This window comes from Antarctobacter albus, assembly GCF_900101505.1.
Taxonomy (GTDB): Bacteria; Pseudomonadota; Alphaproteobacteria; order Rhodobacterales; family Rhodobacteraceae; genus Antarctobacter; species Antarctobacter albus.
The window spans coordinates 15,786-37,675 of sequence record NZ_FMZI01000024.1 but is presented as its reverse complement, the minus strand read 5'-3'; the positions used below and the strand labels follow the sequence as shown (position 1 = coordinate 37,675).

The window sequence follows — 21,890 nt, the reverse complement described above, 5'->3', positions numbered from 1 at the left end:
GAGGAGGGCGCGGCGGAGGAGGAGAGAGTATGTTTCTGGAACTGATCGCCGTCTTTGTCGCGGGGTTCTTCGGCGCGGGCATCATGATGCTGCTGAACTGGCTCTCGGGGCGGCGTCTGCCGCGCTGGTTCGTGCCGCTGGGCGCCGGGGGGGCCATGCTGATCGCCGCCATCGCCAGCGAATACAGCTGGTACGGTCGCACAGCGGACAACCTGCCCGACGGGCTGAGCGTGGCGCAAAAGGTCGAAAGCCGCGCCTTCTGGCGGCCTTGGACCTATCTCTATCCGCTGACCGACCGTTTCGTCGCCGCCGACACCGCCAACCCGCTGAAGAATACCGAACAGGACGGATTGTACCTGGTGAACCTCTATTTCTACGGACGCTGGCGGACCAACCGTGTGGTGCAGGTCATGGTCGATTGCGCCGGCCATCGCCGCGCCGACCCGGTGCTGGGCGACGGGTCAGAGCCGCTGTGGCGCGATGTCGGGCCGGAGGATCCCATCGTCAAGACGGTCTGCGCAGAGGTCTGATCCCATGAGCAAGCTCAGCCTGCGCCTGCGTATCTTCCTGTTTTTCTGCCTTCTGGCGCTGGGCGGCACCGTCCTGACGCTGGGCGCGCTATACGCGGGGCATTCCCGCGCGCTGGCCAGCACCCCCGCGAACGGCTTTGTCTTTGCCGGGATCCTGGCCAGCTTCGGCCTGGTAGCCCTGACCACGGGTGTCTGGCTGCTGTTTGACGAAAACGTCGCCAAGCCGATCGAACGCCTCTCGGGACAGTTGCGCGCCCGCGCCCATGCCGGGGCCGGGTTGCAGGTGGACACCGATGCCGCGCGCTATCTGGGCGACCTCGCGCCGGCGGCCGGCGCCATCACCGCAGCGCTGTCGAACAGCGCGGTCAGCACCGCCGAACGCATTGCCGTCGAGACCGAACGCCTGGCCACGGAAAAAGCCCGGCTGACCGCTCTCTTGACCGAAATCCCCGTGGCGACCCTGCTGGTCAACGCCGACGACCAGATCGTACTGTATGACGGACAGGCCGCCGAGGTGCTGGCCCAGCAGGCCGTGCCCCGCCTGAATGCCCCCCTGGCCGACTACTTCGACCCGGCCAGCCTGCGCGCCGCCCGCAGCGCGCTGATGAAATGCGGCAAGGAAATCAGCCGCACGCTGAAAGGGCTGGACGGACAGCAGACCTATGACGCCCGGATGAAGCCGACCGAGGGCGGCGGCTACATGATGATCATCGACGCCGCCCATATCGAGATCTCACCCGAAGCCGCGCGGCCGCTGGTCTATGATTTCGACCTGATGCAGGGGCGCAGCGGAGCCAAACTGGACGAAACGCCGCTTTCGGCGCTGACCTTCACCGTTTTCGACACCGAAACCACGGGGCTATTGCCGCACAAGGACGAGATCGTACAGATCGGCGCTGTGCGCGTGGTCAACGGGCGCATCGTCGAGGGCGAAAAGATCGACCAGCTGGTCGATCCGGGCCGCCCGATCCCGCCTGCCTCGACCAAGGTGCACAAGGTGACGGATGCGATGGTGGCGGGCCAGCCCAACATCGCGCGCGCCGGGCGGCTGTTCCACGGTTTTGCCCGGGATTCCGTGATCGTGGCGCATAACGCGCCTTTCGACATGGCCTTTCTGCAACGCCACAAGGGGCGGATGGGCGTGGTCTGGGACCACCCCATCCTGGACACGGTGCTGTTGTCGGCGGTGCTGTTCGGGGCCTCGGAAACCCATACGCTCGACGCCCTGTGCGAGCGGCTGGGCGTCACCATCCCCGAACCGCTGCGTCACACGGCACTGGGCGATGCCCGCGCCACGGCAGAGGTCCTGGTGCGGATGCTGCCCATGCTCAAGGCGCGCGGGCTGGATACTTTCGGAGAGGTGATCACGGAGACGCGCCGCCACGGCCGGCTGCTGGAGGATCTGAACTAGGGGACCTGCCCCTCGACCCGCCTCAAGGGCACCTTGCCCTCGTCCAGAACCGTCTTTGTCATCGCGGCCACCCCCGCCGGGTCCCTGGCCGCCCATGACAGCACGCCGCCCCGGTCTGCCGGGAACCCCAGCGCCTCGACCGAGACCGCGTCGATGTCGCTGGCTGCAAGCCCCTCGGCCTGCAAGTCACGGGCGGCGGAGACAAGAGCCACCAACAGCCGCTCGCGGATTTGGTCCGGAGTGTAGTCGCCCCGTTCCAGCCGATGAAAATGGGCCTCTTCCAGCGCCAGGTCCGCGACGATGGGATCGTCCACCTTGCCGTTGCCGCCGGGGTAACGATACCACCCTGCCCCGGTCTTGCGCCCCAGCTTGCCCAGTTCCATCATCCGCACCAGGATCGGCAAGTCCTGCGCGCCTTCGCCCGCCTTCCGACGGGCCCAGGCCAGGTCAAGCCCGATCCGGTCCTCGATCTCGAAGGGACCGGCGGCAAAGCCGAACTCCTCCATTGCCTCGTCCACCTCCCAGGGGGTCGAGCCATGCAGGAACACCGCCTCCGCCGCGTCCCGAAAAGGCATCCACAGCCGTTCCGCCAATGTGTCGTCAGCCAAGAAAATGCTCCTGCGCGATAAGGGCCAACAACCGCTCCAGCGATTCTTCCAGCGTCGCACCGGAGGTGTCGAGCAGCGCATGGGCACGTTCATAAAGCGCCTCGCGCGCCTGCAGGATGGATTTCAGCTGAGCCATCGCCTCGGGCTGACCCGCCATCGGACGTTCGTCCCCCTGGGCGCGCACCCGGGCCATGTGCTCCTCGGGCGCGGCCTTGAGCCATATCGTATTGAAATGTGCCAGCAGCCGGTTGTAGGTGCCCGGTTCGGCCACGATGCCGCCGCCAACCGCCAGGATCACCTGGTCATGGGTCGCGATCACGCGGTCCAGCGCATCCGCCTCCAGCTTGCGATAGCCCTCTTGACCGTAAAGCGCCATGATCTCGCCCACCGGCATCCCGCCGACCTCGGCGATCTCGCGGTTCAGCTCGACAAAGGGCACGTCCAGCGCAGCGCCCGCCAGCCGGCCCAGCGTCGACTTGCCCGCGCCGCGCAGGCCCACGAGACAGATCCGCTGCGCCCGCCGCCCGCCGGGGGCAGCCTCCAGCAGCAGTTCGCGCACCTGCGCCTGAACCGGTCCTTCGGCCTGGCGGTACATTTCGGCCATGTGCAGTGCCTCGGATGTCCAGGGGTCCTCTTCGCCCACCAGCCATTCGATCCGCAGGTCCAGCGCATCGGCCACCTTGCACAGCAACCCGATAGAGATGTTGCCCGCCCCGCTTTCCAACTGGGCCAGGTAACGCGGCGAGACGCCTGAGGACTCCGACAGCACACGGCGCGAGATGTTCCGCTGTTCGCGGGCCTGGCGCACGCGTTGGCCGACACGGGCCAACAGGCCCGCGACCGTGGCATTTTCCGCAGGTTCCGTTTCCAGGGCCACCCGATCCGACACCTCTGGTCCTTCCGATTGCGCGTTCCGACTTGTGAACTATAGTGCATAGCTCAATTCAGACGCGCAGGAAAGAACCGCCTTGATGCGGTGGGACGTAACGTCACGAACAGGATGGAACCGGGATCACTCCCCGCGGCCCAGCACGCTGTCGGGGACGACAAGCGCCTCGATCAGGGCGTGGCAGAGGCCGGTGCATTCCTTGCAGCCGATGCAGGTGCCCCCAGTCTCGTAGAATTTCTCTCCGAAGGCACGGGCGCGCGGGGCATGGCCGATCAGGCGGTCGCTTTGCATGGCATCACTTTCTGTTCGCGGCAGAAGATTCGAGTCCCAAGTTTACCGCCCCAGCCAAGCCCCACCTTGTTCCAGATCAAAAAGGGGCCGGGTTCGCGCTGCAAACCCGGCCCCCGGCCCGTCTTACGGGCGTTTTCCTACAGGCAGACCACGGCCGGATCATCGTCGCTGTAAAGCCTGTCCAGCAGGGATGCCCGGCGCGCCAGCACCTTGCGGTAGTTCAGGTTGCCCTTGGCGGTGATTTCTCCATCGCCCAGCGAGGGCGGTTCCGCCAGCACCATCACGCGGTTGACCCGCGCGGCTGATCCGTGATCGGCGCGCAGCGCCAGTTTCTCGGCCAGGGCGGCGCGCAGGGCATCGCTCATCAGGGCACCGTCCTTTTCGGCGCCCTCCCCGGCCAGGGCAAGCGCCTCTGCCGAGGGGAAGATCATCAGACCCACCTGCGACTTGTCGGCCCCGCAGATCACCATGTCCTGAACGAGGTTGCCGTATTCCTGCAGGAGTTCCAGCCGCAGCGTCGCCGCGCGCACCCAGGTGCCCGTCAACAGCTTGAAGTCTTCGGAAATCCGCCCATCAAAGCGCATGCCCTTGTTCAGGTCATTGTCATCGACGAATTTCACCGCGTCCCCGGTGCGAAAGAAGCCCTCTTCGTCGAAGGCTTCGGCGGTCTTTTCCGAATCGTGCAGGTAGCCCGGCATGATGTTCGGACCACGCACGCGGATCTCGCAGCGCATGTCCTCGTCCGGGATCAGCTTTACCTCGACCCCGGTCATGGGCACGCCGATGATGCCCGACATATGCGTCGGCTCGTGCTGGATCAGGCAGGCAGGACCGGTTTCGGTCAGCCCCCAGGACGAGTTCATCAGCGGCACCGCGCCACGCACCTCGCGCGCCATGTCCTCGAGATCGTCCCAGACATCCTGCGGCAACGAGGCGCCTGCGTAAAAGAGCATGTCGAGATCCTCGAAATAGCTCTTGCGCAGCTCCGGGTCCGCCTTCATCGCGTTGCGGATCATCGAGAACCCGACTGGCACGTTGAAGGCCAGCGTGCCGTTCTTCATCCGGTTGTTCTCTATCGTCTTGGCGATTTTTGCCGGAATCGGCTTGCCCGCGTCGATATAGAGCGTGCCGCCATTGGCCAGCATCATGTTGAAATTGTGCGACCCGCCAAAGACATGGTTCCAGGGCAACCAGTCGACGATCCGCGGCGCCCGGTCGCGCAGGAAAGGCAGCGCATCGGCCAGTTGCGCCTGATTGGCACACATCATCCGCTGGGTGGTGATGACCGCCTTGGGGTGCGAGGTCGAACCGGAGGTCATCAGGTACTTGGCCACGGTATCGGGACCGACCTCTGCCGCCGCCTTGTCCACCGCCGCATCATCGCAATCACCCAGAAGCGCGGTCAGTTCCGTCTCGCCCGCCTGCGGGTTCCGGGCCACGACGCGTTCCATGCCGTCGAACAGGTCATGCGCCAGCGCGGTGGCGAAACGCGCGCCATCGTCGGCAAAGACCATCGCCGGTTTGACCAGTTGCGCGCAGTGTTCCAGTTGCGGCCAGGCGCCGGGGATCAGGGCGTATTGCTCGGCCAAGGGCACCGTGGGCACGCCGACATATTGCGCCGCCAGCGTCAGCAGCGCGTGGTCCACGCCGTTGCCGGAAATGATCAGGATCGGCGTGTCGGCGTTCATGCCCCGCGCCAGCAGGCTGGAGGCTATGCGGCGCACGCTGTCGCGCGCCTGGGCATAGGTGACCTCGCGCCAGCCTTCGCCGTCACGTTCGGCCAGAAAGACCGCCTCGGGCGTTTCCCCGGTCCAGCGGTCCAGCCAGTCGCCGGTCTTTGTCGCGGGCTCGGTCATCTCGTAGCCCGAGCGCAGGATGATGGTGCCGTCCGGCCGGTCCTCGCGGGTGACGGAATGGGCGCGATACTTGCTCATTTCGGCCTCCTCAGCGCTGCGGCAGACGCACCGCCGCATCCAGCCGGATCGTGGTGCCGTTGAGATAGGGGTTGGCGACGATCTGGCTGACCATCTGGGCGTATTCCGCAGGCTCTCCCAGGCGGTGCGGGAACGGCACGTTGGCGACGATCCCGGCGGTCACATCCTCGGGCAGACCTTCCATCATGGGGGTGTTGAACAGGCCCGGGGCGATGGCCATGACGCGCACGCCCTGTTTCGCCATCTCGCGGGCGGCAGGCAGGCACATGGCCGCGATGGCCCCCTTGGAGGCCGAATAGGCCGCCTGTCCGAACTGTCCATCCTGGTAGGCGATGGAGGCGGTGTTGACGATCACGCCGCGTTCGCCGGTGTCCTCGGGCTCCAGCGCCATCATTTCGCGCGCGGCGTAGGACATGACGAAATAGGTGCCCATCAGGTTGACCCGGATGGTCTTTTCGAAAAGGTCGGTCGAGAGCTTGCCCTCGCGTCCGACAATGCGGGCCGCAAGGCCGATCCCGGCACAGCTGACCGCCACGCGCGGCGCGCCAAGCTTGTCCACGATTTCAGACATGGCCGCCGCGACCGAGGCCTCGTCTCCGACGTCCGTCTTTACCGCGTGCCCGCCGATCTCGGCGGCGACCGCTGCGCCGCGCTCGGCGTCGAAATCCAGGATGCCGACCCGCGCGCCTTCGCTGGCAAGACGTCGCGCCGTGGCCGCGCCCAACCCGCTTGCACCGCCCGAAACGACCGCAACTTTATCCGTGATGTCCATAGCTTACTCCTCGCGCCAGACGCGTTACATTGGGCTTGAAAGGTTTCCGGGAATGGTCGCGGCACCACGCGCCGCGACCGGGGCCAGAGCCCTACCCCGGTATCAGGAAGAGGGTGATCGCCGGGAAGGCCACCAGAATGACCACGCGGATCAGGTCAGAGACGACGTAGTAGAGCACCGCCTTGTAGGTCTCGACCATCGGTGTTTCCGGGTCCATCGCATTGATGACAAAGAGGTTCATCCCGACAGGTGGCGTAATTAGCCCGACCTCGACCACGATCAGCACAAGGATACCGAACCAGATCGCCGCGTGTTCCGGGCTCATGCCGAAGTCCAGCGCCATGATCACCGGAAAGAAGATCGGGATCGTCAGCAGGATCATCGACAGGCTGTCCATGAAACAGCCCAGCAGCAGGTAAATGACCAGGATGATCGCCAAGACCGCAATCGGGGACATGCCCAGTTCGACAACCCAGTTCGACAGTTCCTGCGGCACCCGCGTGCGCGCCAGGAACAGGTTGTAGAAGGCCGCGCCGAAGACGATGAAGAAGATCATGGCCGAGGACCGGGCCGTGTCGGTAAAGCTGTCCAGCAGGGTCCGCCAGGTCAGCCCGCCATTGAACAGCGCGATGATGCCGGTGCCCAGTGCGCCAACCGCCGCGCCCTCGGTCGGGGTGAAGATACCGCCGTAGATGCCGCCCACCACGGCGATGAAGACCAGCAGCACGGGCCAGACATCCAGGATCGCGCGGATGCGGTCGGCATAGGGAACCGGCTCGCGCACCCCGGCGGATTCCGGGTTCACCCGAACGTAGATCGACACGGCGATCATGTAGCCGATGGCCGCCAGCACACCCGGGATGAAGGCCGCCAGGAATAGCTTGGCGATGTTCTGTTCCGTCAGGATGGCATAGATCACCAGCACCACGGAGGGCGGGATCAGGATGCCCAGTGTGCCGCCGGCCGCCAGCGTCGCGGTCGAGAAACCGCCCTGGTAGCCATAGCGTTTCAGTTCGGGCAGGGCCACGCGGCTCATGGTGGCGGCGGTGGCCAGCGAAGACCCGCAGATCGCGCCAAAGCCCGCGCAGGCACCAATCGCCGCCATCGCCACACCGCCGCGACGGTGCCCCAGCCAGCTTTCCGCGGCCTTGAACAGCGCCTGGCTCATGCCGCCCAGCGTCGCGAAATAGCCCATCAGCAGGAACATCGGCACAATCGACAGCGAGTAGCTGGAGAAGGTCGAATAGGACAGGTCCTTGAGCTGCGCCAGCGGCAGCCGCGTGCTGCCCATGACCAGCCAGAACCCCGCAAAGCCGGTGCCAAACATGGCCAGCCCGATCGGCACGCGCAGGAATATCAACAGCAGCAGGGCCGGAAAGGAATAGATCCCGATCTCGAGGTTGCTCAATGATCCGCTCCCACGGCATTCGGCACGATCACGCGCCCGGACAAGAGTTCATACAGCCGCACGATGACGACATAGACGGAGGTGATGGCCGCCAGCACGGCCCCGAACAGGCTAGCCGCATAGGCCCACCAGATCGGGAATTCGAGCAGCAAAGAGGTTTGCGCCGCACCGAACCCGTTCGGCATCTTGCGGACCATCCCCTCGTAGAGCTGGACGGCGATCGTCACCAGGGCGACGGCGAAGAGGACCGCAATCAGGAAATCCAGCACGCGGTTCACGTTGCGCGACAGCATGTTGGTGAAGACATCCACAGAGGCATGCCCCATCGTCACCTGGCAGAAGGGCAGGAAGGCGAAGATGCAGAAGGCCATACCGGCCTCGACCAGCTCGTATGACCCACGGATTGCCCCGATGCCGACATCATTGATCAGCCAGTTGGCCAGCCCAGGTGCAATGCCCTGAACGAGGTCCGAATGGAGGCCGGAATTCACTGCGCGCCCGACGATAGAAATACAGGTGATCAGGATCAGCGCGGTCAGGATGACCCCGCCCAAGAGCGCCATGAAGCGCGCAACTCCCACCACGATGCGGTGCAAACCGGTCATCGTTGACGTCCCCCCTTGGTTTCATGAAGGGCCGCGGATTTCTCCGCGGCCCCGGGTTTCAGAGGCTTACTTGCCCCAGGTGTCCATCTCGGACGTGTATTCCGCCATCAAGGCGCGGGCCTGGTCGATCAGGGCCTGACCGTCGATGCCCTTGCTCTGCATGTCGGCGATCCAGGTCTCGTAGATCGGGTTCACCAGGGCGTCCCATTCCTTGGCTTCTTCCTCGGTCACGGTGAAGATGTTGTTGCCAAGGTCCACGGCGATCTGACGTGCCGGGCCATCGGCATCCGCCTGGGTGCCACCCGCAAAGATCGAGAAAGCGAGGCCCGAGTTGTCGTCGATCACCTTCTGCAGGTCTTCGGGCAGGCTTTCGTACATGTCCTTGTTCATCGCCAGGACGAAGGTCAGGTTGTACAGCGCGGCGCCGTCGAACTCGGTGTGGTTCTTGACCAGCTCCGGCACCTTGAGGGCCGAGGTCACTTCCCACGGGATCGTGGTACCGTCGAGAACGCCCTTGGACAGCGCTTCGGAGACCGCCGGGACCGGCATGCCGATCGGCTCGGCGCCGACGCGGGTCAGCAGATCGTTCACCAGGCGCGACCCGCCGCGGATCTTCATGCCTTCGAGGTCGGAAGGCACGCGCACCGGTTCGTTGGTGTGGAACATGCCGGGGCCGTGCACCCAGGTGCCCAGGATCTTGAGATCGGCGAATTCGCCGTCTTCCATGTGCTCTTCGAACATCTTCCAGTAGGCGTAAGAGGCCGCGCGGGCATCGGACACCATGAAGGGCAGTTCAAAGACTTCGGTCGTCGGGTAACGGCCGGGCGTATAGCCGACGACGGTCCAGACGATATCGGCGATGCCGTCGATAGCCTGGTCCATCAGTTCCGGCGGGGTGCCGCCCAGCTGCATCGAGGGGTAGCGCTCGATCTCGATACGGCCGTTCGAATCCGCCTCGACCTTGTCCGCCCAGACGTCCAGCACCTGCTTCGGCACATTGGCCTGCGCCGGCAGGAACTGGTGCAGGGTCAACGTGACCTCCTGCGCCATTGCCGAAGTGGTGGTCATCATCGCGGCCAGTGCGGCCCCGGCAATGCCAAGAACGGTTCTGCGTGTGGTCATGTCTTACCTCCCTGAATGACCTCCGCTTTCCCTTTTGGGAAGCGGTTTACTTTGCGTATTCCTGCATGAGGGCCTTGGCCTGGTCGATCAGTGCCTGCCCGTCGATGCCCTTGTCTGCCACATCGGCGACCCATGCATCGTAGACCGGGCGCGCAAGCTCCTCCCAGCGGGCGGCGTCCTCTGCACTGATGGTGATGATATTGTTGCCCCTGTCCACAGCGATCTGGCGCGCGGGCCCGTCAGCCGCGGCCATCGTGCCGCCGGCAAAGACCGAGAATTCCAGCCCCGAATTGTCGTCGATGACCTTTTGCAGGTCCTCGGGGAGGCTGTCATAGCGCTCCTGGTTCATGGCCAGGACGAAGGTCAGGTTGTAGATCGCCGGGCCATCGAATTCGGTGTGGTTGTCGACCAGTTCAGAGACCTTCAGCGCCGCCGTCACCTCCCAGGGGATGGTGGTGCCGTTGATGACGCCCTTGGACAGGGCCTCGGGGATGGCTGTCACCGGCAGGCCGATGGGCTCCGCCCCCAGCAGTTCCAACAGCTGGTTGACCATGCGAGAGCCGCCGCGGATCTTCATCCCTTCCAGGTCGGCGGGTTCATCCACCGGGTCGGAGGTGTGCAGCATACCGGGGCCGTGCACCCAGGTGCCCAGGATCTTGACCTGCGCAAAATCCGTGTTGGCCATGTGCTCTTCGAACATCTTCCAGTAGGCGTAGGATGTCGCCTCGGCGTCATAGGTCATGAAGGGCAGTTCAAAGACCTCGGTGTGCGGAAAGCGCCCGGGGGTAAACCCGTTCACCGCCCAGACGATGTCGGCCACACCGTCAATGGCCTGGTCGATCAGCTCGGGCGGGGTGCCGCCCAGCTGCATGGCGGGATAGCGTTCGATTTCGATCCGCCCATTCGAGTCCGCCTCGACCTTGTCGGCCCAGACATCAAGGATCAGCTTGGGCACGTTGGCCTGTGCCGGCAGGAACTGGTGCATGACCAGCGTGACGTCCTGCGCCGCCAAGGGTGCCGCCGACGTGGCCGCCACGAGTGTTCCGAAAATCGCCCCAAGGGCCGCTCTGCGCGTCTTCATCCTGACCTCCCCTTCAGAATGTACCTGGCTTCCGCCAAGACTATGCACAATTTTGCACGCGGTGCATTATATCGCAATGCATTTCCCGCCCGTGCGGTCGGTTTACGACGTCCAAGGCCTTGTGTCCACAGCCTTGAATGCCGCCCCTACAAGGGAACAGCTTCGACGTGAATTGTCCAGAATAATCCACTAGGAAACAAAATTTGCCGCGCTGAGAGCGCTCACACCTACGTGAGAGCCGGGATTTGGAGAGGAAATCTGACCGGTTTCGCGGATGTGCAAAGGAGGGGCTCGCCCGGGTTTTCCGGGCGCGCCGACAGAATCACACCAGGCTCACGGCCTTGCCAGACTGGGCCGATTCCAGTGCCGCGTCCGCCAGTTGCAGGGCTTTCAGCCCATCTTCGCCCGTGGTGGGAAGGGATGTGCCCTCGTTTACCGCAGCGACGAAGGCGGCGATCTCGTTGGCATAGGCGGCCGCGTAGCGGTCCATGAAGAAATTGAGCAGCGGCGGACGACCGTATCCGCCGGTTCCAGCCACCTCGACAGTGCTTTCGTGCCGGTTCGCGGCGGCGGCCATGCCCTCGGACCCGTGCACCTCGATTCGCTGGTCATAACCGTAGGTTGCGCGACGCGAGTTGGTGATCACGCATTGCTTGCCACTGGCGGTTTTCAGGATCACGTTGACGCTGTCGAAATCGCCCAGTTCACCGATCTCGGGATCGACCAGGACCGAACCCTGCGCCATGACCGTCACCGGCTCTTCCCCCAACAACCAGCGCGCCATGTCGAAGTCATGGATCGTCATGTCACGGAAAATGCCGCCCGAAACCTTGATGTAGGAGGCCGGCGGCGGGCCGGGATCGCGCGAGGTGATGACCACCATTTCGACATCGCCGATGGTGCCGTTGTCGATGGCTGCCTTGACCGACATGAAATCCGGATCGAAGCGGCGGTTGAAGCCGACCATCAGCTTGGCGCCGGTTTGCTCGACGGTGGCCAGCGCCTGTTTCACACGCTCTGCCGACAGGTCCACCGGCTTTTCGCAGAAGATCGCCTTGCCCGCGCGGGCGAATTTCTCGATCAGGTCGGCATGGGTGTCGGTGGGCGTGCAGATGGCGACCGCCTGCACATCGTCGCTGGTGGCAATCTCGTCGATGGTCCGCAACTCGCAACCATAGCGCGCGGCCATGTCGTCGGCGGCCTGCTGAAACGGTTCGGCCAGCGCGACGAATGCGGCCCCCGGCGTGGCCGAGATCGCGCGGGCATGGGCCTGGCCGATGCGGCCCGCGCCCAGAATGGCAAATCCTAGTGTCATGTCTCTCTCCCTCAAAGGGCCGCCGCGGCGCAATCCTGTGCGCCCGTGCGGTCGGCCCGATATGCCGTCGCTGCCCCCCCGTCGGTCAAGCGGCCCGCCTCGTGGATGCGTGATTTTCTATCAACTCTGAGACGGCGAGGGTCAAAACCTCTCAGCCATATGTCATTCCCTGTCACCGGCCAGATGTCAGCGAAAGACCTCTGCAAAGGTCTGTACCGACTTCGACAGGACCAGCGGATCGCTTGCGGCATCGAAGCTGATGAAATGAGAGGTGGTCATATGCGCCTCGAAGGAGGCCCGGTCATCGTAAATCTCGTAAAGGAACACGTCTTGCGGACGCTCCGGGTCGACGCAGACGTCGAACTGGCGGCAGCCGGGTTCGTCCCGCACCGAGGCATGGGCATTCTGGCGGATCAGATCCAGAAAGGCCGTCTCGGCCCCTGGCTTGATCTCGAAACGGACGGTGACTGCGTACATGGGCGCTCCTCTTTCCGGAGCGCAGGTTAGCCCCCCTGCCCGCCTCGGTCCATGTCACAGGTCAAACCGTTCAGGCCACCCGGTCGCGCGGCGCCTGCCCGGCAAAGAAATCCTCGAGGTTGGCCAGCACGCGAAACCCCATCTCTTCGCGCGTCTCGCGCGTGGCGCTGCCCAGGTGCGGCAGCATCACCAGGTTCGGCGCCGCCATCAGTTCGGGTGCAATCGCAGGCTCGCCCTCGAAAACATCCAGCCCCGCGCCGCCGATCCGGCCCGCCTCCAGCGCATCGGCCAGGGCGGCGGCGTCGACCACCTCGCCCCGGGCGGTGTTGATCAGGACCCCGCCGGGCCGCATGGCAGCCAGCGCTGATGCCCCGATCAGATGCCGGTTCGCCGCGCCCCCCGGGCAATGCAGCGAGATGAAGTCGCTTTCCATCAAAAGCGTGTCGAGACTGTCGACCTGCCGCGCACCGAAGCGGGCCAGCACCTCGGGCGCCACTTTTGACCGGTTCTGAACCAGCACCGTCATTCCAAAGCCGAAATGTGCCCGCTGCGCCATTTCCTGCCCGATGCGCCCGAACCCGACGATACCCAGCACTTTGCCGGAAACCCGGGTGCCCACAAGGTGGGTGGGGCGCCAGCCGGTCCATTGGCCGGCGCGCAGCTCGCGTTCCCCCTCGCCCGCGCGGCGGGCCACCATCAAAAGCAGAGTCATGGCGATATCGGCGGTGCATTCGCTCAGCACCTCCGGTGTGTTGGTCACGACAATCCCCTGCCGCGCCGCCGCCTCGGTGTCGATATGGCTGAAGCCCGCGCCGTAGTTCGCCAGGATACGGGCGCGGGGCGAACCCTCGAAGACGTCCGCGCCCAGGTGGTCCGTGACCGTCGGCAACACCGCGTCATGTTCGGCAAGCGCCTTGCGCAGCGCCTCTGCCGTCATCGGTCTGTCGGCCTCGTTCAGAGTGACATCATACAGTTCGGACAGCCGCGCCTCGACCGCCGCGGGCCAACGCCGTGTCACCAGCACCTTCGGTTTGCTCATGCCCTCATCCACCATCGAAAGGGCCGCGTCGCCCATGCCGTCACCCGCTGGCAGAATGCCCAACGCGCGGGGCCGGTGCCCCGGTCCCGCGCCTTTCATAATCCGCCAATAGCGAAAGGGCTAGAGGCTGACCCGCTGCGCGCTGCCCTCCTCCTCGGCGAGACGCGCGGCGACGGATGCCACGGCAAGGTCCTGCAGACCGACGCCGGTGCCATCGAACAAGGTGATCTCGTCATCCGAGGACCGGCCAGGATGGGCGCCGTTGATAACGGCACCGATGGGCGTGATGCGATCCTCGGTCAAAAAGCCTTCAGCGATGGCGTGCTGCGCCTCTCCGATGCTGATGGATTGCGCCACCTCGTCGGTAAAGACCGTCGCTGCGGCGACAAGCGCGGCATCGACCTCCTGTTTGCCCTTGGTGTCGGTACCCATGCAGGCGATATGCGTGCCCGGCTTGATCCAGTCCTTCATCAGCAGCGGCTCGAAGGCCGAGGTGATGGTGATGATGACATCCGCCTGGGCGCCCAACTGTTCCTGTGTGACCGCCTCGAAGGGCAGGCCCAGCTCCTCGGCCACGGCGCCCAGTTTCGGTAGCATCTCGGGGTGCGGGTTCCAGGCGACGACCTTTTCGAAATCGCGCTGTTCCGCCGCTGCGCGCAGCTGGAACTGCGACTGGTGGCCTGCGCCGACCATGCCCAGCACCTTGGCATCCTTGCGCGCCAGATGCGCAATCGACACAGCCGAAGAGGCCGCCGTGCGCACTGCGGTCAGGTAGTTGCCCCCCACCAGCGCCGCCAGTTGCCCTGTGTCAGGGTCGAACAGGAACACCGTGGACTGGTGATTGGTCAGCTCCTTGTCCATGTTGCCGGGCCAGTAACCGCCGGATTTCACGCCCAGCACCTTGCCCGCCTTGTCGAACCCCGACTTGAAGCCGTAAAGCGCGTCCGCATAGCCGATTGCCTCGCGCACCACAGGGAAGTTCCAGGCATCCCCCTTGGCCATCGCGCCGAACACGGCCTCGACGGCGTCAAAGGCGTCCTTGCGGCCCACCAGCCGTTCGCATTCCGCCTCGCCCACGATGACAAGGCCCTGTGTCTCGGGCATATCCTTCATCTTTCCTGTCCTTCCAGATCGGATGTGAGGCGCCGGGACAGGGCCCGGCGCTCTTGTCGTTGCATCGGGCCGGGTCCCTGCCCGGCCACGGCCTCAGTAAGCCCGGCCGCGTGCCGAGACGGGCCAAAGCGCCTCGACCTTGCCGTTCCGCACGCCGACGTACCAGTCATGCACGTTGGCGGTGGGATCGCAGTGGCCCGGCACCAGCTTCAGCTTGTCGCCGACTTTCAGAACACCCTTCGGGTCGGCGATGACGCCGTGTTCGTCCGAGCATTTGACGTATTCCACGTCGTCGCGGCCAAAGATCACCGGCAGGCCGCTGTCGACGGACTGCGCCTTGAGGCCCGCGTCGCAGATCGCCTTGTCCGCCTTTGCGTGGCTCATGACCTGGGTCAGGATGAAAAACGCGTTCTCCCATTCGCCCTGGTCGATACGCTTGCCGTCCTTGTCCAGGATGCGGCCATAGTCCGCGTCCATAAAGGCATAGGAGCCGCACTGAAGCTCGTTGTAGACGCCCGAATTCGACTCGAAGTAGTAGGAGCCGGTGCCGCCGCCGGAGACGAGTTCACATTCGATCCCCTCGGCCTTCAGGCCCTCGACCGCGTCCTTGACCATCGCGATGGCGACGTCGAGTTTCTCCTTGCGGGCCTCGTAGCTGTCGAGGTGCTGCATGGCGCCCTGGTAGGCCTGGATGCCAGTAAACTTCAGTCCCTCTGCGGCCTCGATCGCCTTGGCGATCTTCACCACGTCCTCTGTCGTGGTCACGCCGCAGCGGCCCGCGCCACAGTCGATTTCCACGAAACACTCGATCTGGGTGCCATGCTTCTGTGCCGCCTCGGACAGTTCGGCGACGTTGTCGATGTCATCGACGCAGACGATGGTGCGCGCGCCCAGCTTGGGCAGGCGGGCCAGGCGGTCGATCTTTTGCGGGTCACGCACCTGGTTCGACACAAGCACGTCCTTGATGCCGCCACGGGCAAAGACCTCGGCCTCCGAGACCTTCTGGCAGCAGACACCGACGGCACCGCCCAGTTCCTCTTGCAGCTTGGCCACGTCCACGGACTTGTGCATCTTTCCATGCACGCGGTGGCGCATCCCGTGCGCCTTGGCGTAGTCGCCCATCTTCTTGATGTTGCGCTCCAGCGCATCCAGATCCAGCACGAGGCACGGGGTCTGGATGTCCGCCTCGTCCATGCCGATGGCCGCCGGGATGTCAAAGCCGACTTCGTAGTCGTCGAGGTTGGTCACGTCTTTCATGGGGAAACTCCCTTGTCTTGAGGTGGCGGGGCAAGCCCCGCCCTACGTTGCGTTACGCGGCGGGACCGGGACTTAACCCAACGTCCACGGCAGCCTGTCCAGATCGACGTTGCCGCCGGTGATGATGACGCCCACGCGCTTGCCCCGGAACAGCTCGGGGTTCTTCAGGATCGCGGCCAACGGCACGGCGCTCGACGGTTCCATGACGACCCGCAGGTATTTCCAGGTCAGCTTCATCGCGTCGACGATCTCCTGCTCGGAGACTGTCGGCACATCGGTCACGAAGTTGGACACGAAATGCCAGGTGTTCTCCTTCAGCGGCACCTTGAGACCATCGGCGATGGTCTCCGGCGCGTCATCGGCGATGATGTGCCCGGCCCTGAAGCTGCGCGCGGCGTCGTCGGCCTGTTCCGGCTCGGCGGCGTAGATCTTTACCTCGGGGGCGAGGTTCGACAGGGTCAGGCAGGTGCCCGAGATCATGCCGCCGCCGCCGATGGGTGCGACAACCGCATCCACGCCGCCGGTCTGTTCCAGCATTTCCGCCGAACAGGTCGCCTGCCCGCAGATCACCCGCGGGTCGTTGTAGGGATGCACGAATTCGCCACCCGTCGCGGCCTGCACCTCGGCAAAGACCGCCTCGCGGCTGCTGGTCGAGGGCTCGCATTCGGTGATCGTACCGCCGTAGCGGCGCACAGCGTCCTTCTTGGCCTGCGGCGCGGTACGCGGCATGACCACGTTGCAGGGGATGCCCCGCCGTCCCGCCGCATAGCTGAGCGACAAGGCATGGTTGCCTGAACTGTGGGTGCAGACGCCGCGCTGCGCCGCCTCCTCCGAGAGGCCGAAGACCGCGTTGCAGGCCCCGCGCACCTTGAAGGCGCCTGCCTCCTGGAAGTTCTCGCACTTGAAGAACAGCTCTGCACCGGTCAGGTCGTTCAGGTACTGCGACTGCAGCACCGGGGTGCGGTTGATATGGGGCCGGATGCGCTCATGCGCGGTGCGCATGTCCTCGATGGTCAGCGCTTCGGCCAGGGTCATCGCGTCAAGCATCTTTGCCTCCTCAGGCTGCGGATTTCAGCGCCGCAACGCGGCTGGTCCGGTAATATTCCTGCGCGGCGGCGACGCCGCTGCCCAGGGTAATCGGGTAGTTCAGGTCGGCCATCGCCATCTCGATCGTGGCAAGACCGGACAGAACCATGACGTCGGTCAGGCTGCCCAGGTGGCCGATACGGAAGGCCTTGCCGTCCAGTTGACCGAGGCCCACGCCAAAGGACACCTTGTAGGCGCGGTAGGCGTGATCGGTCAGCGCATTGCTGTCGAACCCCTCGGGGACATAGACCGCGCTCACTGTATCAGAATAAAGGTCCGGCGACTTGGCGACCAGCTTCATGCCCCAGGCGTCGACGGCGCGGCGCACGCCCTCGGCCAGGCGGAAATGGCGCGCAAAGACGTTCTCCAGCCCTTCTTCAAAGAGCATGTCGAGGCTTTCGCGCAACCCGTAGATCAGCTGCAGCGGCGGCGTGTAGGGGAAACCGCCCGTCGCATTCGCCTTCATCATGTCGCGGAAATCGAAGAAGGTGCGCGACAGGCCGGCGGTTTCGATGGCTGCCAGCGCCTTGGGCGAAACGCAGAGGATCGCCATGCCGGTGGGCAGCATGAACCCCTTTTGCGAGCCGCTGACGGCGATATCCACGCCCCAGGCGTCGAACTCGAAGGGCATCGAGGCCAGCGAGCTGACGCAATCGACAAAGAGCATCGCCGGGTGATCGGCCCCGTCCAGCGCGCGACGGACGGCGGCGATGTCCGAGCGGACGCCGGTCGCCGTTTCGTTGTGCGTGGTCAGGACCGCCTTGATCTCATGCGCCGTATCGGCGGACAGGATCTCGGCGAACTTGTCGGCGGGCACGCCCTCTCCCCAAGGGGTTTCGACGATCTGGACGTCAAGGCCGTGCCGCTGGCAGAGGTCGATCCACTTGTTCGAAAAGACGCCGTAGCGGCCGACAAGGATCTTGTCGCCGGGACTCAGCGTGTTGGTGACCGCCGCTTCCCAGCCGCCGGTGCCGCTGGCGGGAAAGGTGATGATCTTGCCTTCAGTCGAACCGAAGACCTTTTTCGTGTCTTCCAGCACGGGCGCAAAGGTGTCGACGAAATCCGGCGCGCGGTGATCGCGGGTCTGGATCTGGATCGCGCGACGCAGGCGGTCGGGCATGTTGGTCGGGCCGGGGATGAAAACCGGGTTCTGGTCGGTCATGGCGTGGTCTCCTTCTTGTCACCCAATATCCGCCAAGCCCCCGAGTCGTGCAATTTTCTTGAAAAGCTTTTTCATTTCTGGAAAAATTGTCACAAGAACATGAAATTGAATGATATTCAGTTTCTCATTTTCCACCTTCGCAAATGCAGCGAAAAACTTTTTCGAAAGGTGAACGCACATGAACAGCCCCAAACGCCCCCGCGGCCGCCCCAAGTCCGCCTTCAAGGAAAGCTCTGCCGGAACGCTGCAGGCGCTGGACCGCGCGCTTGGCGTGCTGACGGCCCTGGCCCGGGATGAAGGCACGACCCTGTCCGATCTCTCGCGCGAGATCGACATTCCCACCGCCACCACGCACCGCATCCTGACGACGCTGGAAAACCACCGTTTCGTGACCTTCGACGAGGAACGCCAGGAATGGGCCGTGGGGATAGAGGCCTGGCGCACCGGCACTGCATTTCTGAAACGCAACAGCGTGGTCGAGGTCGGCCGCCCGGTCATGCGCCGCCTGATGAAGGAAACCGGCGAGACGGCGAACCTGGCGGTCCCAGACGGTCTCGAGGTGGTCTTTGTCGGCCAGGTCGAGACCCCGAACCCGATCCGGGCTTTCTTTCCGCCGGGCACACGGACAGCCATGCATGCCTCGGGCATCGGCAAGGCGATCCTGGCCGCGATGCGCCCGCAGGCGCAGCAGCGATTGATCGAGGACATGGACCTGACGCCTTTCACTGCCAGCACGCACGTCACCCTGTCGGGCCTGACCGCGGACCTGCACAGCATCGCCGCGCGCGGCTGGTCGCATGACCGAGAGGAGCGGCACGCCGGCATGTCCTGTATCGGGGCCGCGATCCTGAACGACCAAGGCGAGCCCTGCGCCGGGATTTCCGTCTCTGGTCCCACGGTCAGGTTCAGCGGCGAAGGCATCGCGGACCTGGGCCGCCGCGTGGCCGAGGCCGCCCAAGAGATCACCGACCTGTCCGGCGGCGCGATGCGCGACGTCTGATCCTTCGAATCCGGATCAAATTCTGCACGTTTCGCGAGGTCGCGTTGGCCAAATCTCCACCTCTCGGGCCGAGGCTGCGGTCATTGCATCACGCCTCGGGTCGGGGAACCAATGGAACGCAGCGCCTTTCCTGCTGGGCTGGACATTCTGTCGGCAGAGCCTGTCTCGCCGCCCGACCACGTCCCGGCGCCGCCTGTCGCCGTCGGCGGCTTGCTCATCGGCACGCGGATCAAGACGCTGCGCGGCCATGTACGGATCGAAGGTCTGCGCCCGGGAGACAGGGTACTGACCCGCGACAACGGCTATCAGGTTCTGCGCGGTTGCCTGCGGATCCGGCCCGAAACGGCGCAGGGGCACGCGGCGCCGGTGCGCCTGCGCAAGGGAACGCTTGGACGTGGCACACCGGATCGCGCCTTGCGCGCGGCCCCGGCCCAGAGGCTGCTGATCGGCGGACCGGCACAGGACCAGCCCGAGCTTCTGGTCGAGGCATCGCGCCTCTGCACCCTGCCCGGCATTGCGCGTCTGCCCGGCCCCGGTGCTGGGTTCATCCAACTGCTGTTCGACCGGCATGAACTGGTCATGGCAGATGGCGCCTGGTCGGAAAGCCTGCCACCTCCGGGCAGCGCATCCTCCGACCTGGCCCGTTCGGTGATCCGGGATCGCGACCTGCGCCCCCTCTTCCTTGGCAGACAGCCTGGCGCGGGCTGACCCGCTCAGGTCACGCGGGACTTTACCTGGTACTTCGGATCGCGCCAGGTCTCGTTGCCCAGCACATCTTCCATCACGTCGACGGCGGCCACCACGTCGTCCTCATCGATGTAAAGCGGGGTAAAGCCGAAGCGCATGATGTCGGGCGCACGGAAATCGCCGATCACGCCCCGGTCGATCAGCGCCTGCATTGCGGCATAACCGTCCGCGAAGGCGAAAGAGACCTGCGACCCGCGTTGACCAGCCTCGCGCGGAGAGGCGAGTTTCAGCATCGGACAACGCGCCTCAGCCTCGGCGATGAACCTCTCGCAAAGCGCGACGGATGCAGCGCGCAATTCGCCCATCTCGACCCCCTCCCAGGCATCCAGTGCCGCGTCCAGCACCGCCAGTTGCAGGATCGGCGGCGTGCCCACCCGCAGGCGTTCGGTGGACATGGCCGGACGATAGCCCGGTTCCATCGCGAACGGCGCGGCATGACCCAGCCAGCCCGACAGCGCCGGCTCGACATTCTCCACGATGTCGGGACGGGCATAGATGAAGGCCGGCGCCCCCGGCCCGCCGTTGAGGTACTTATAGCTGCAGCCCACGGCGAATTCGGCATTGCAGGCGGTCACGTCCACGGGCACCGCCCCGGCACTATGCGCCAGGTCCCAGATCATCACCGCGCCCGCCGCATGGGCGCGTTCGGTGATGGCCTTCATGTCGTGCATCCGACCGGACCGGTAATCCACCTGCGTCAGCATGACCACGGCCACCTCCTCGGTGATCGCCCCGGCCACGTCTTCGGGCGCGGGCGTGCGCAGTTCATACCCTTTGTCGATGGTGCCGATCAGCCCCTGCGCCATGTAGAGATCGCTTGGAAAGTTGCCCGCGTCCGACAGGATCACGCGCCGATCCGGGGTCATCTTCAGCGCCGCGGCCAGTGCCTGATAGACCTTGATCGACAGCGTGTCGCCCGTGGCCACGGATCCGGCAGGTGCGCCGATCAACCCGCCGATCCTGTCGCCGACCTTCGCCGGCAGCGCCATCCACTCGGCGGTGTTCCAGGCGCGGATCAGCTCCTGCCCCCATTCGCGGGTCATGACCTCCTGCACGCGCTCGGTCGCTCCTTTCGGCAGCGGTCCAAGAGAGTTGCCGTCGAGATAGATCACGCCCTCGGGCAGGTCGAACAGGTCCTTGCGCGGCAAAGTGGTCATAGCTCTCCTCTCAGGTGCCAGAGTTCCGGGAACAGTTCGACGCTCAGCATCCGGCGCAGGTAGGCCACGCCAGAGGTGCCCCCGGTGCCGCGCTTGAACCCGATCACCCGCTCCACCGTGGTGACATGGTTGAACCGCAAGCGGCGGAAGTAATCCTCGAGGTCGACCAGCTTTTCCGCCAGTTCATACAACGTCCAGTAGCGGTCGATGTCTTCATAGACCACTTTCCAGCGCGCCTGGATCTCGTCGCGGGCGGCATGGGGGCTGTCGAGTTGCGGCGCCGGCATGGCGCCTTCGTCCCCATCGACCGTGCGGAACAACAAAGCGACAACCTCGTCGTAGAAACTGGGGCGCGCCAGTTCCGCCTCCAGCGCAGCACGCACCTGCGGAAGGTGCTCGTGCGGCTTCATCATGTGGGTGTTCCGGTTGCCCAGGATGTATTCGATCATCCGGTACTGGTAGGACTGGAACCCCGACGACGGGCCCAGCGCCTCGCGGAACCGGGTGTAATCGGCGGGCGTCATCGTGCGCAGCACATCCCACTGGTTGTTCAGCTGTTCGAAGATCCGGCTGACCCGCGCCAGCATCTTGAACATCTTGGGCGTGTCCCCGGTCAGCAAGGCATCCCGCGCCGCCCCAAGTTCGTGAATGGCCAGCTTCATCCAGAGTTCGGAGGTCTGATGCTGGATGATGAACAGCAACTCGTCATGCGCGCCACTCAGGCAATGCTGCTGGTCCAGCAGAGCGTCGATATGCAGGTAGTCGCCATAGGACATGGCGTCGGCAAATCCCATCTTCGCGCCATCACTGGACGGGTCGAAGGCGGTGTCGGGGTCTTGATCGCTGGATGTGCTCATTTCCGCGCCACTTTTCGCCAGATCGTGAA

The 21,890-nt window shown here is 64.8% G+C and carries 22 protein-coding genes; 4 read left to right on the top strand and 18 right to left on the bottom strand.

Annotated elements, in window-relative coordinates; genetic code table 11:
- Positions 1 to 29: 29 nt before the first annotated feature.
- A complete protein-coding gene (locus BLQ71_RS24800) occupies positions 30 to 530 on the top strand; it encodes a hypothetical protein (RefSeq protein WP_074623638.1) in 501 nt (166 codons plus the stop codon).
- A gap of 4 nt (positions 531 to 534) precedes the next feature.
- The gene (locus BLQ71_RS24795; RefSeq protein WP_074623637.1) at positions 535 to 1,941 is read left to right on the top strand and encodes a 3'-5' exonuclease; all 1,407 of its coding nucleotides are present in this window, start codon (positions 535 to 537) and stop codon (positions 1,939 to 1,941) included.
- On the opposite strand, the gene BLQ71_RS24790 is transcribed toward BLQ71_RS24795, so the two are convergent.
- From BLQ71_RS24790 to bhcA, 16 genes are all read right to left on the bottom strand, one after another.
- A complete protein-coding gene (locus BLQ71_RS24790) occupies positions 1,938 to 2,549 on the bottom strand; it encodes a 3-hydroxyacyl-CoA dehydrogenase family protein (RefSeq protein ID WP_052244770.1) in 612 nt (203 codons plus the stop codon). The two genes, BLQ71_RS24795 and BLQ71_RS24790, sit on opposite strands and share 4 nt — an antisense overlap.
- Positions 2,542 to 3,438 (bottom strand): helix-turn-helix transcriptional regulator, encoded by an 897-nt coding sequence (locus tag BLQ71_RS24785; protein WP_083342368.1) that lies wholly within the window; start codon positions 3,436 to 3,438, stop codon positions 2,542 to 2,544. Before BLQ71_RS24785 ends, BLQ71_RS24790 begins: the two co-directional genes overlap by 8 nt.
- Before the next feature lie 123 nt (positions 3,439 to 3,561).
- Positions 3,562 to 3,729, bottom strand: a complete 168-nt coding sequence (locus tag BLQ71_RS26525; RefSeq protein WP_162846293.1) for a hypothetical protein — start codon at positions 3,727 to 3,729, stop codon at positions 3,562 to 3,564.
- Positions 3,730 to 3,866: 137 nt separating this feature from the next.
- Positions 3,867 to 5,663: a feruloyl-CoA synthase gene (locus BLQ71_RS24780; RefSeq protein ID WP_074623636.1), complete on the bottom strand. Its 1,797-nt coding sequence runs from the start codon at positions 5,661 to 5,663 to the stop codon at positions 3,867 to 3,869.
- A 10-nt stretch (positions 5,664 to 5,673) separates the two neighbouring features.
- Positions 5,674 to 6,435, bottom strand: coding sequence for an SDR family NAD(P)-dependent oxidoreductase (locus BLQ71_RS24775; protein ID WP_069210376.1), 762 nt, complete (start codon positions 6,433 to 6,435; stop codon positions 5,674 to 5,676).
- Between the two features lie 91 nt (positions 6,436 to 6,526).
- Positions 6,527 to 7,843, bottom strand: a complete 1,317-nt coding sequence (locus BLQ71_RS24770; protein ID WP_043145401.1) for a TRAP transporter large permease — start codon at positions 7,841 to 7,843, stop codon at positions 6,527 to 6,529.
- The gene (locus tag BLQ71_RS24765; protein ID WP_172430288.1) at positions 7,840 to 8,448 is read right to left on the bottom strand and encodes a TRAP transporter small permease; all 609 of its coding nucleotides are present in this window, start codon (positions 8,446 to 8,448) and stop codon (positions 7,840 to 7,842) included. The genes BLQ71_RS24770 and BLQ71_RS24765 overlap by 4 nt, the downstream gene beginning before the upstream one ends.
- Before the next feature lie 66 nt (positions 8,449 to 8,514).
- A complete protein-coding gene (locus tag BLQ71_RS24760; RefSeq protein ID WP_043145404.1) occupies positions 8,515 to 9,570 on the bottom strand; it encodes a TRAP transporter substrate-binding protein in 1,056 nt (351 codons plus the stop codon).
- 46 nt (positions 9,571 to 9,616) lie between these two features.
- Positions 9,617 to 10,651, bottom strand: coding sequence for a TRAP transporter substrate-binding protein (locus BLQ71_RS24755; protein WP_043145406.1), 1,035 nt, complete (start codon positions 10,649 to 10,651; stop codon positions 9,617 to 9,619).
- 322 nt (positions 10,652 to 10,973) lie between these two features.
- A complete protein-coding gene (gene iolG / locus BLQ71_RS24750) occupies positions 10,974 to 11,966 on the bottom strand; it encodes an inositol 2-dehydrogenase (RefSeq protein WP_043145408.1) in 993 nt (330 codons plus the stop codon).
- 186 nt (positions 11,967 to 12,152) lie between these two features.
- Positions 12,153 to 12,443, bottom strand: a complete 291-nt coding sequence (locus tag BLQ71_RS24745; protein ID WP_043145410.1) for a putative quinol monooxygenase — start codon at positions 12,441 to 12,443, stop codon at positions 12,153 to 12,155.
- A gap of 70 nt (positions 12,444 to 12,513) precedes the next feature.
- The gene (locus BLQ71_RS24740; protein WP_074623642.1) at positions 12,514 to 13,482 is read right to left on the bottom strand and encodes a 2-hydroxyacid dehydrogenase; all 969 of its coding nucleotides are present in this window, start codon (positions 13,480 to 13,482) and stop codon (positions 12,514 to 12,516) included.
- Positions 13,483 to 13,602: 120 nt separating this feature from the next.
- Positions 13,603 to 14,595: an iminosuccinate reductase BhcD gene (gene bhcD / locus BLQ71_RS24735; RefSeq protein ID WP_083342367.1), complete on the bottom strand. Its 993-nt coding sequence runs from the start codon at positions 14,593 to 14,595 to the stop codon at positions 13,603 to 13,605.
- Between the two features lie 93 nt (positions 14,596 to 14,688).
- Positions 14,689 to 15,852: a 3-hydroxy-D-aspartate aldolase BhcC gene (bhcC, locus tag BLQ71_RS24730; RefSeq protein WP_074623635.1), complete on the bottom strand. Its 1,164-nt coding sequence runs from the start codon at positions 15,850 to 15,852 to the stop codon at positions 14,689 to 14,691.
- 72 nt (positions 15,853 to 15,924) lie between these two features.
- On the bottom strand, positions 15,925 to 16,899 hold the full coding sequence (gene bhcB / locus BLQ71_RS24725) for a beta-hydroxyaspartate dehydratase BhcB (protein ID WP_074623634.1): 975 nt from the start codon (positions 16,897 to 16,899) through the stop codon (positions 15,925 to 15,927).
- 10 nt (positions 16,900 to 16,909) lie between these two features.
- Complete coding sequence (bhcA, locus tag BLQ71_RS24720) at positions 16,910 to 18,100, bottom strand: L-aspartate--glyoxylate aminotransferase BhcA (protein ID WP_074623633.1); 1,191 nt, start codon at positions 18,098 to 18,100, stop codon at positions 16,910 to 16,912.
- Positions 18,101 to 18,278: 178 nt separating this feature from the next.
- Between bhcA and bhcR the strand changes: the two genes are divergently transcribed.
- Positions 18,279 to 19,100, top strand: a complete 822-nt coding sequence (gene bhcR / locus BLQ71_RS24715; RefSeq protein WP_069210370.1) for an HTH-type transcriptional regulator BhcR — start codon at positions 18,279 to 18,281, stop codon at positions 19,098 to 19,100.
- A 111-nt stretch (positions 19,101 to 19,211) separates the two neighbouring features.
- A complete protein-coding gene (locus BLQ71_RS24710; RefSeq protein WP_074623632.1) occupies positions 19,212 to 19,808 on the top strand; it encodes a Hint domain-containing protein in 597 nt (198 codons plus the stop codon).
- Between the two features lie 5 nt (positions 19,809 to 19,813).
- Here the strand turns inward: BLQ71_RS24710 and kynU are convergent, their stop codons facing one another.
- Both kynU and BLQ71_RS24700 read right to left on the bottom strand, forming a co-directional pair.
- Positions 19,814 to 21,004 carry a kynureninase gene (kynU, locus tag BLQ71_RS24705; protein ID WP_074623631.1) on the bottom strand — a complete coding sequence of 397 codons (1,191 nt, stop codon included), beginning with the start codon at positions 21,002 to 21,004 and terminating at the stop codon, positions 19,814 to 19,816.
- Positions 21,001 to 21,861: a tryptophan 2,3-dioxygenase gene (locus BLQ71_RS24700; RefSeq protein WP_074623630.1), complete on the bottom strand. Its 861-nt coding sequence runs from the start codon at positions 21,859 to 21,861 to the stop codon at positions 21,001 to 21,003. The genes kynU and BLQ71_RS24700 overlap by 4 nt, the downstream gene beginning before the upstream one ends.
- Between the last annotated feature and the right edge of the window lie 29 nt (positions 21,862 to 21,890).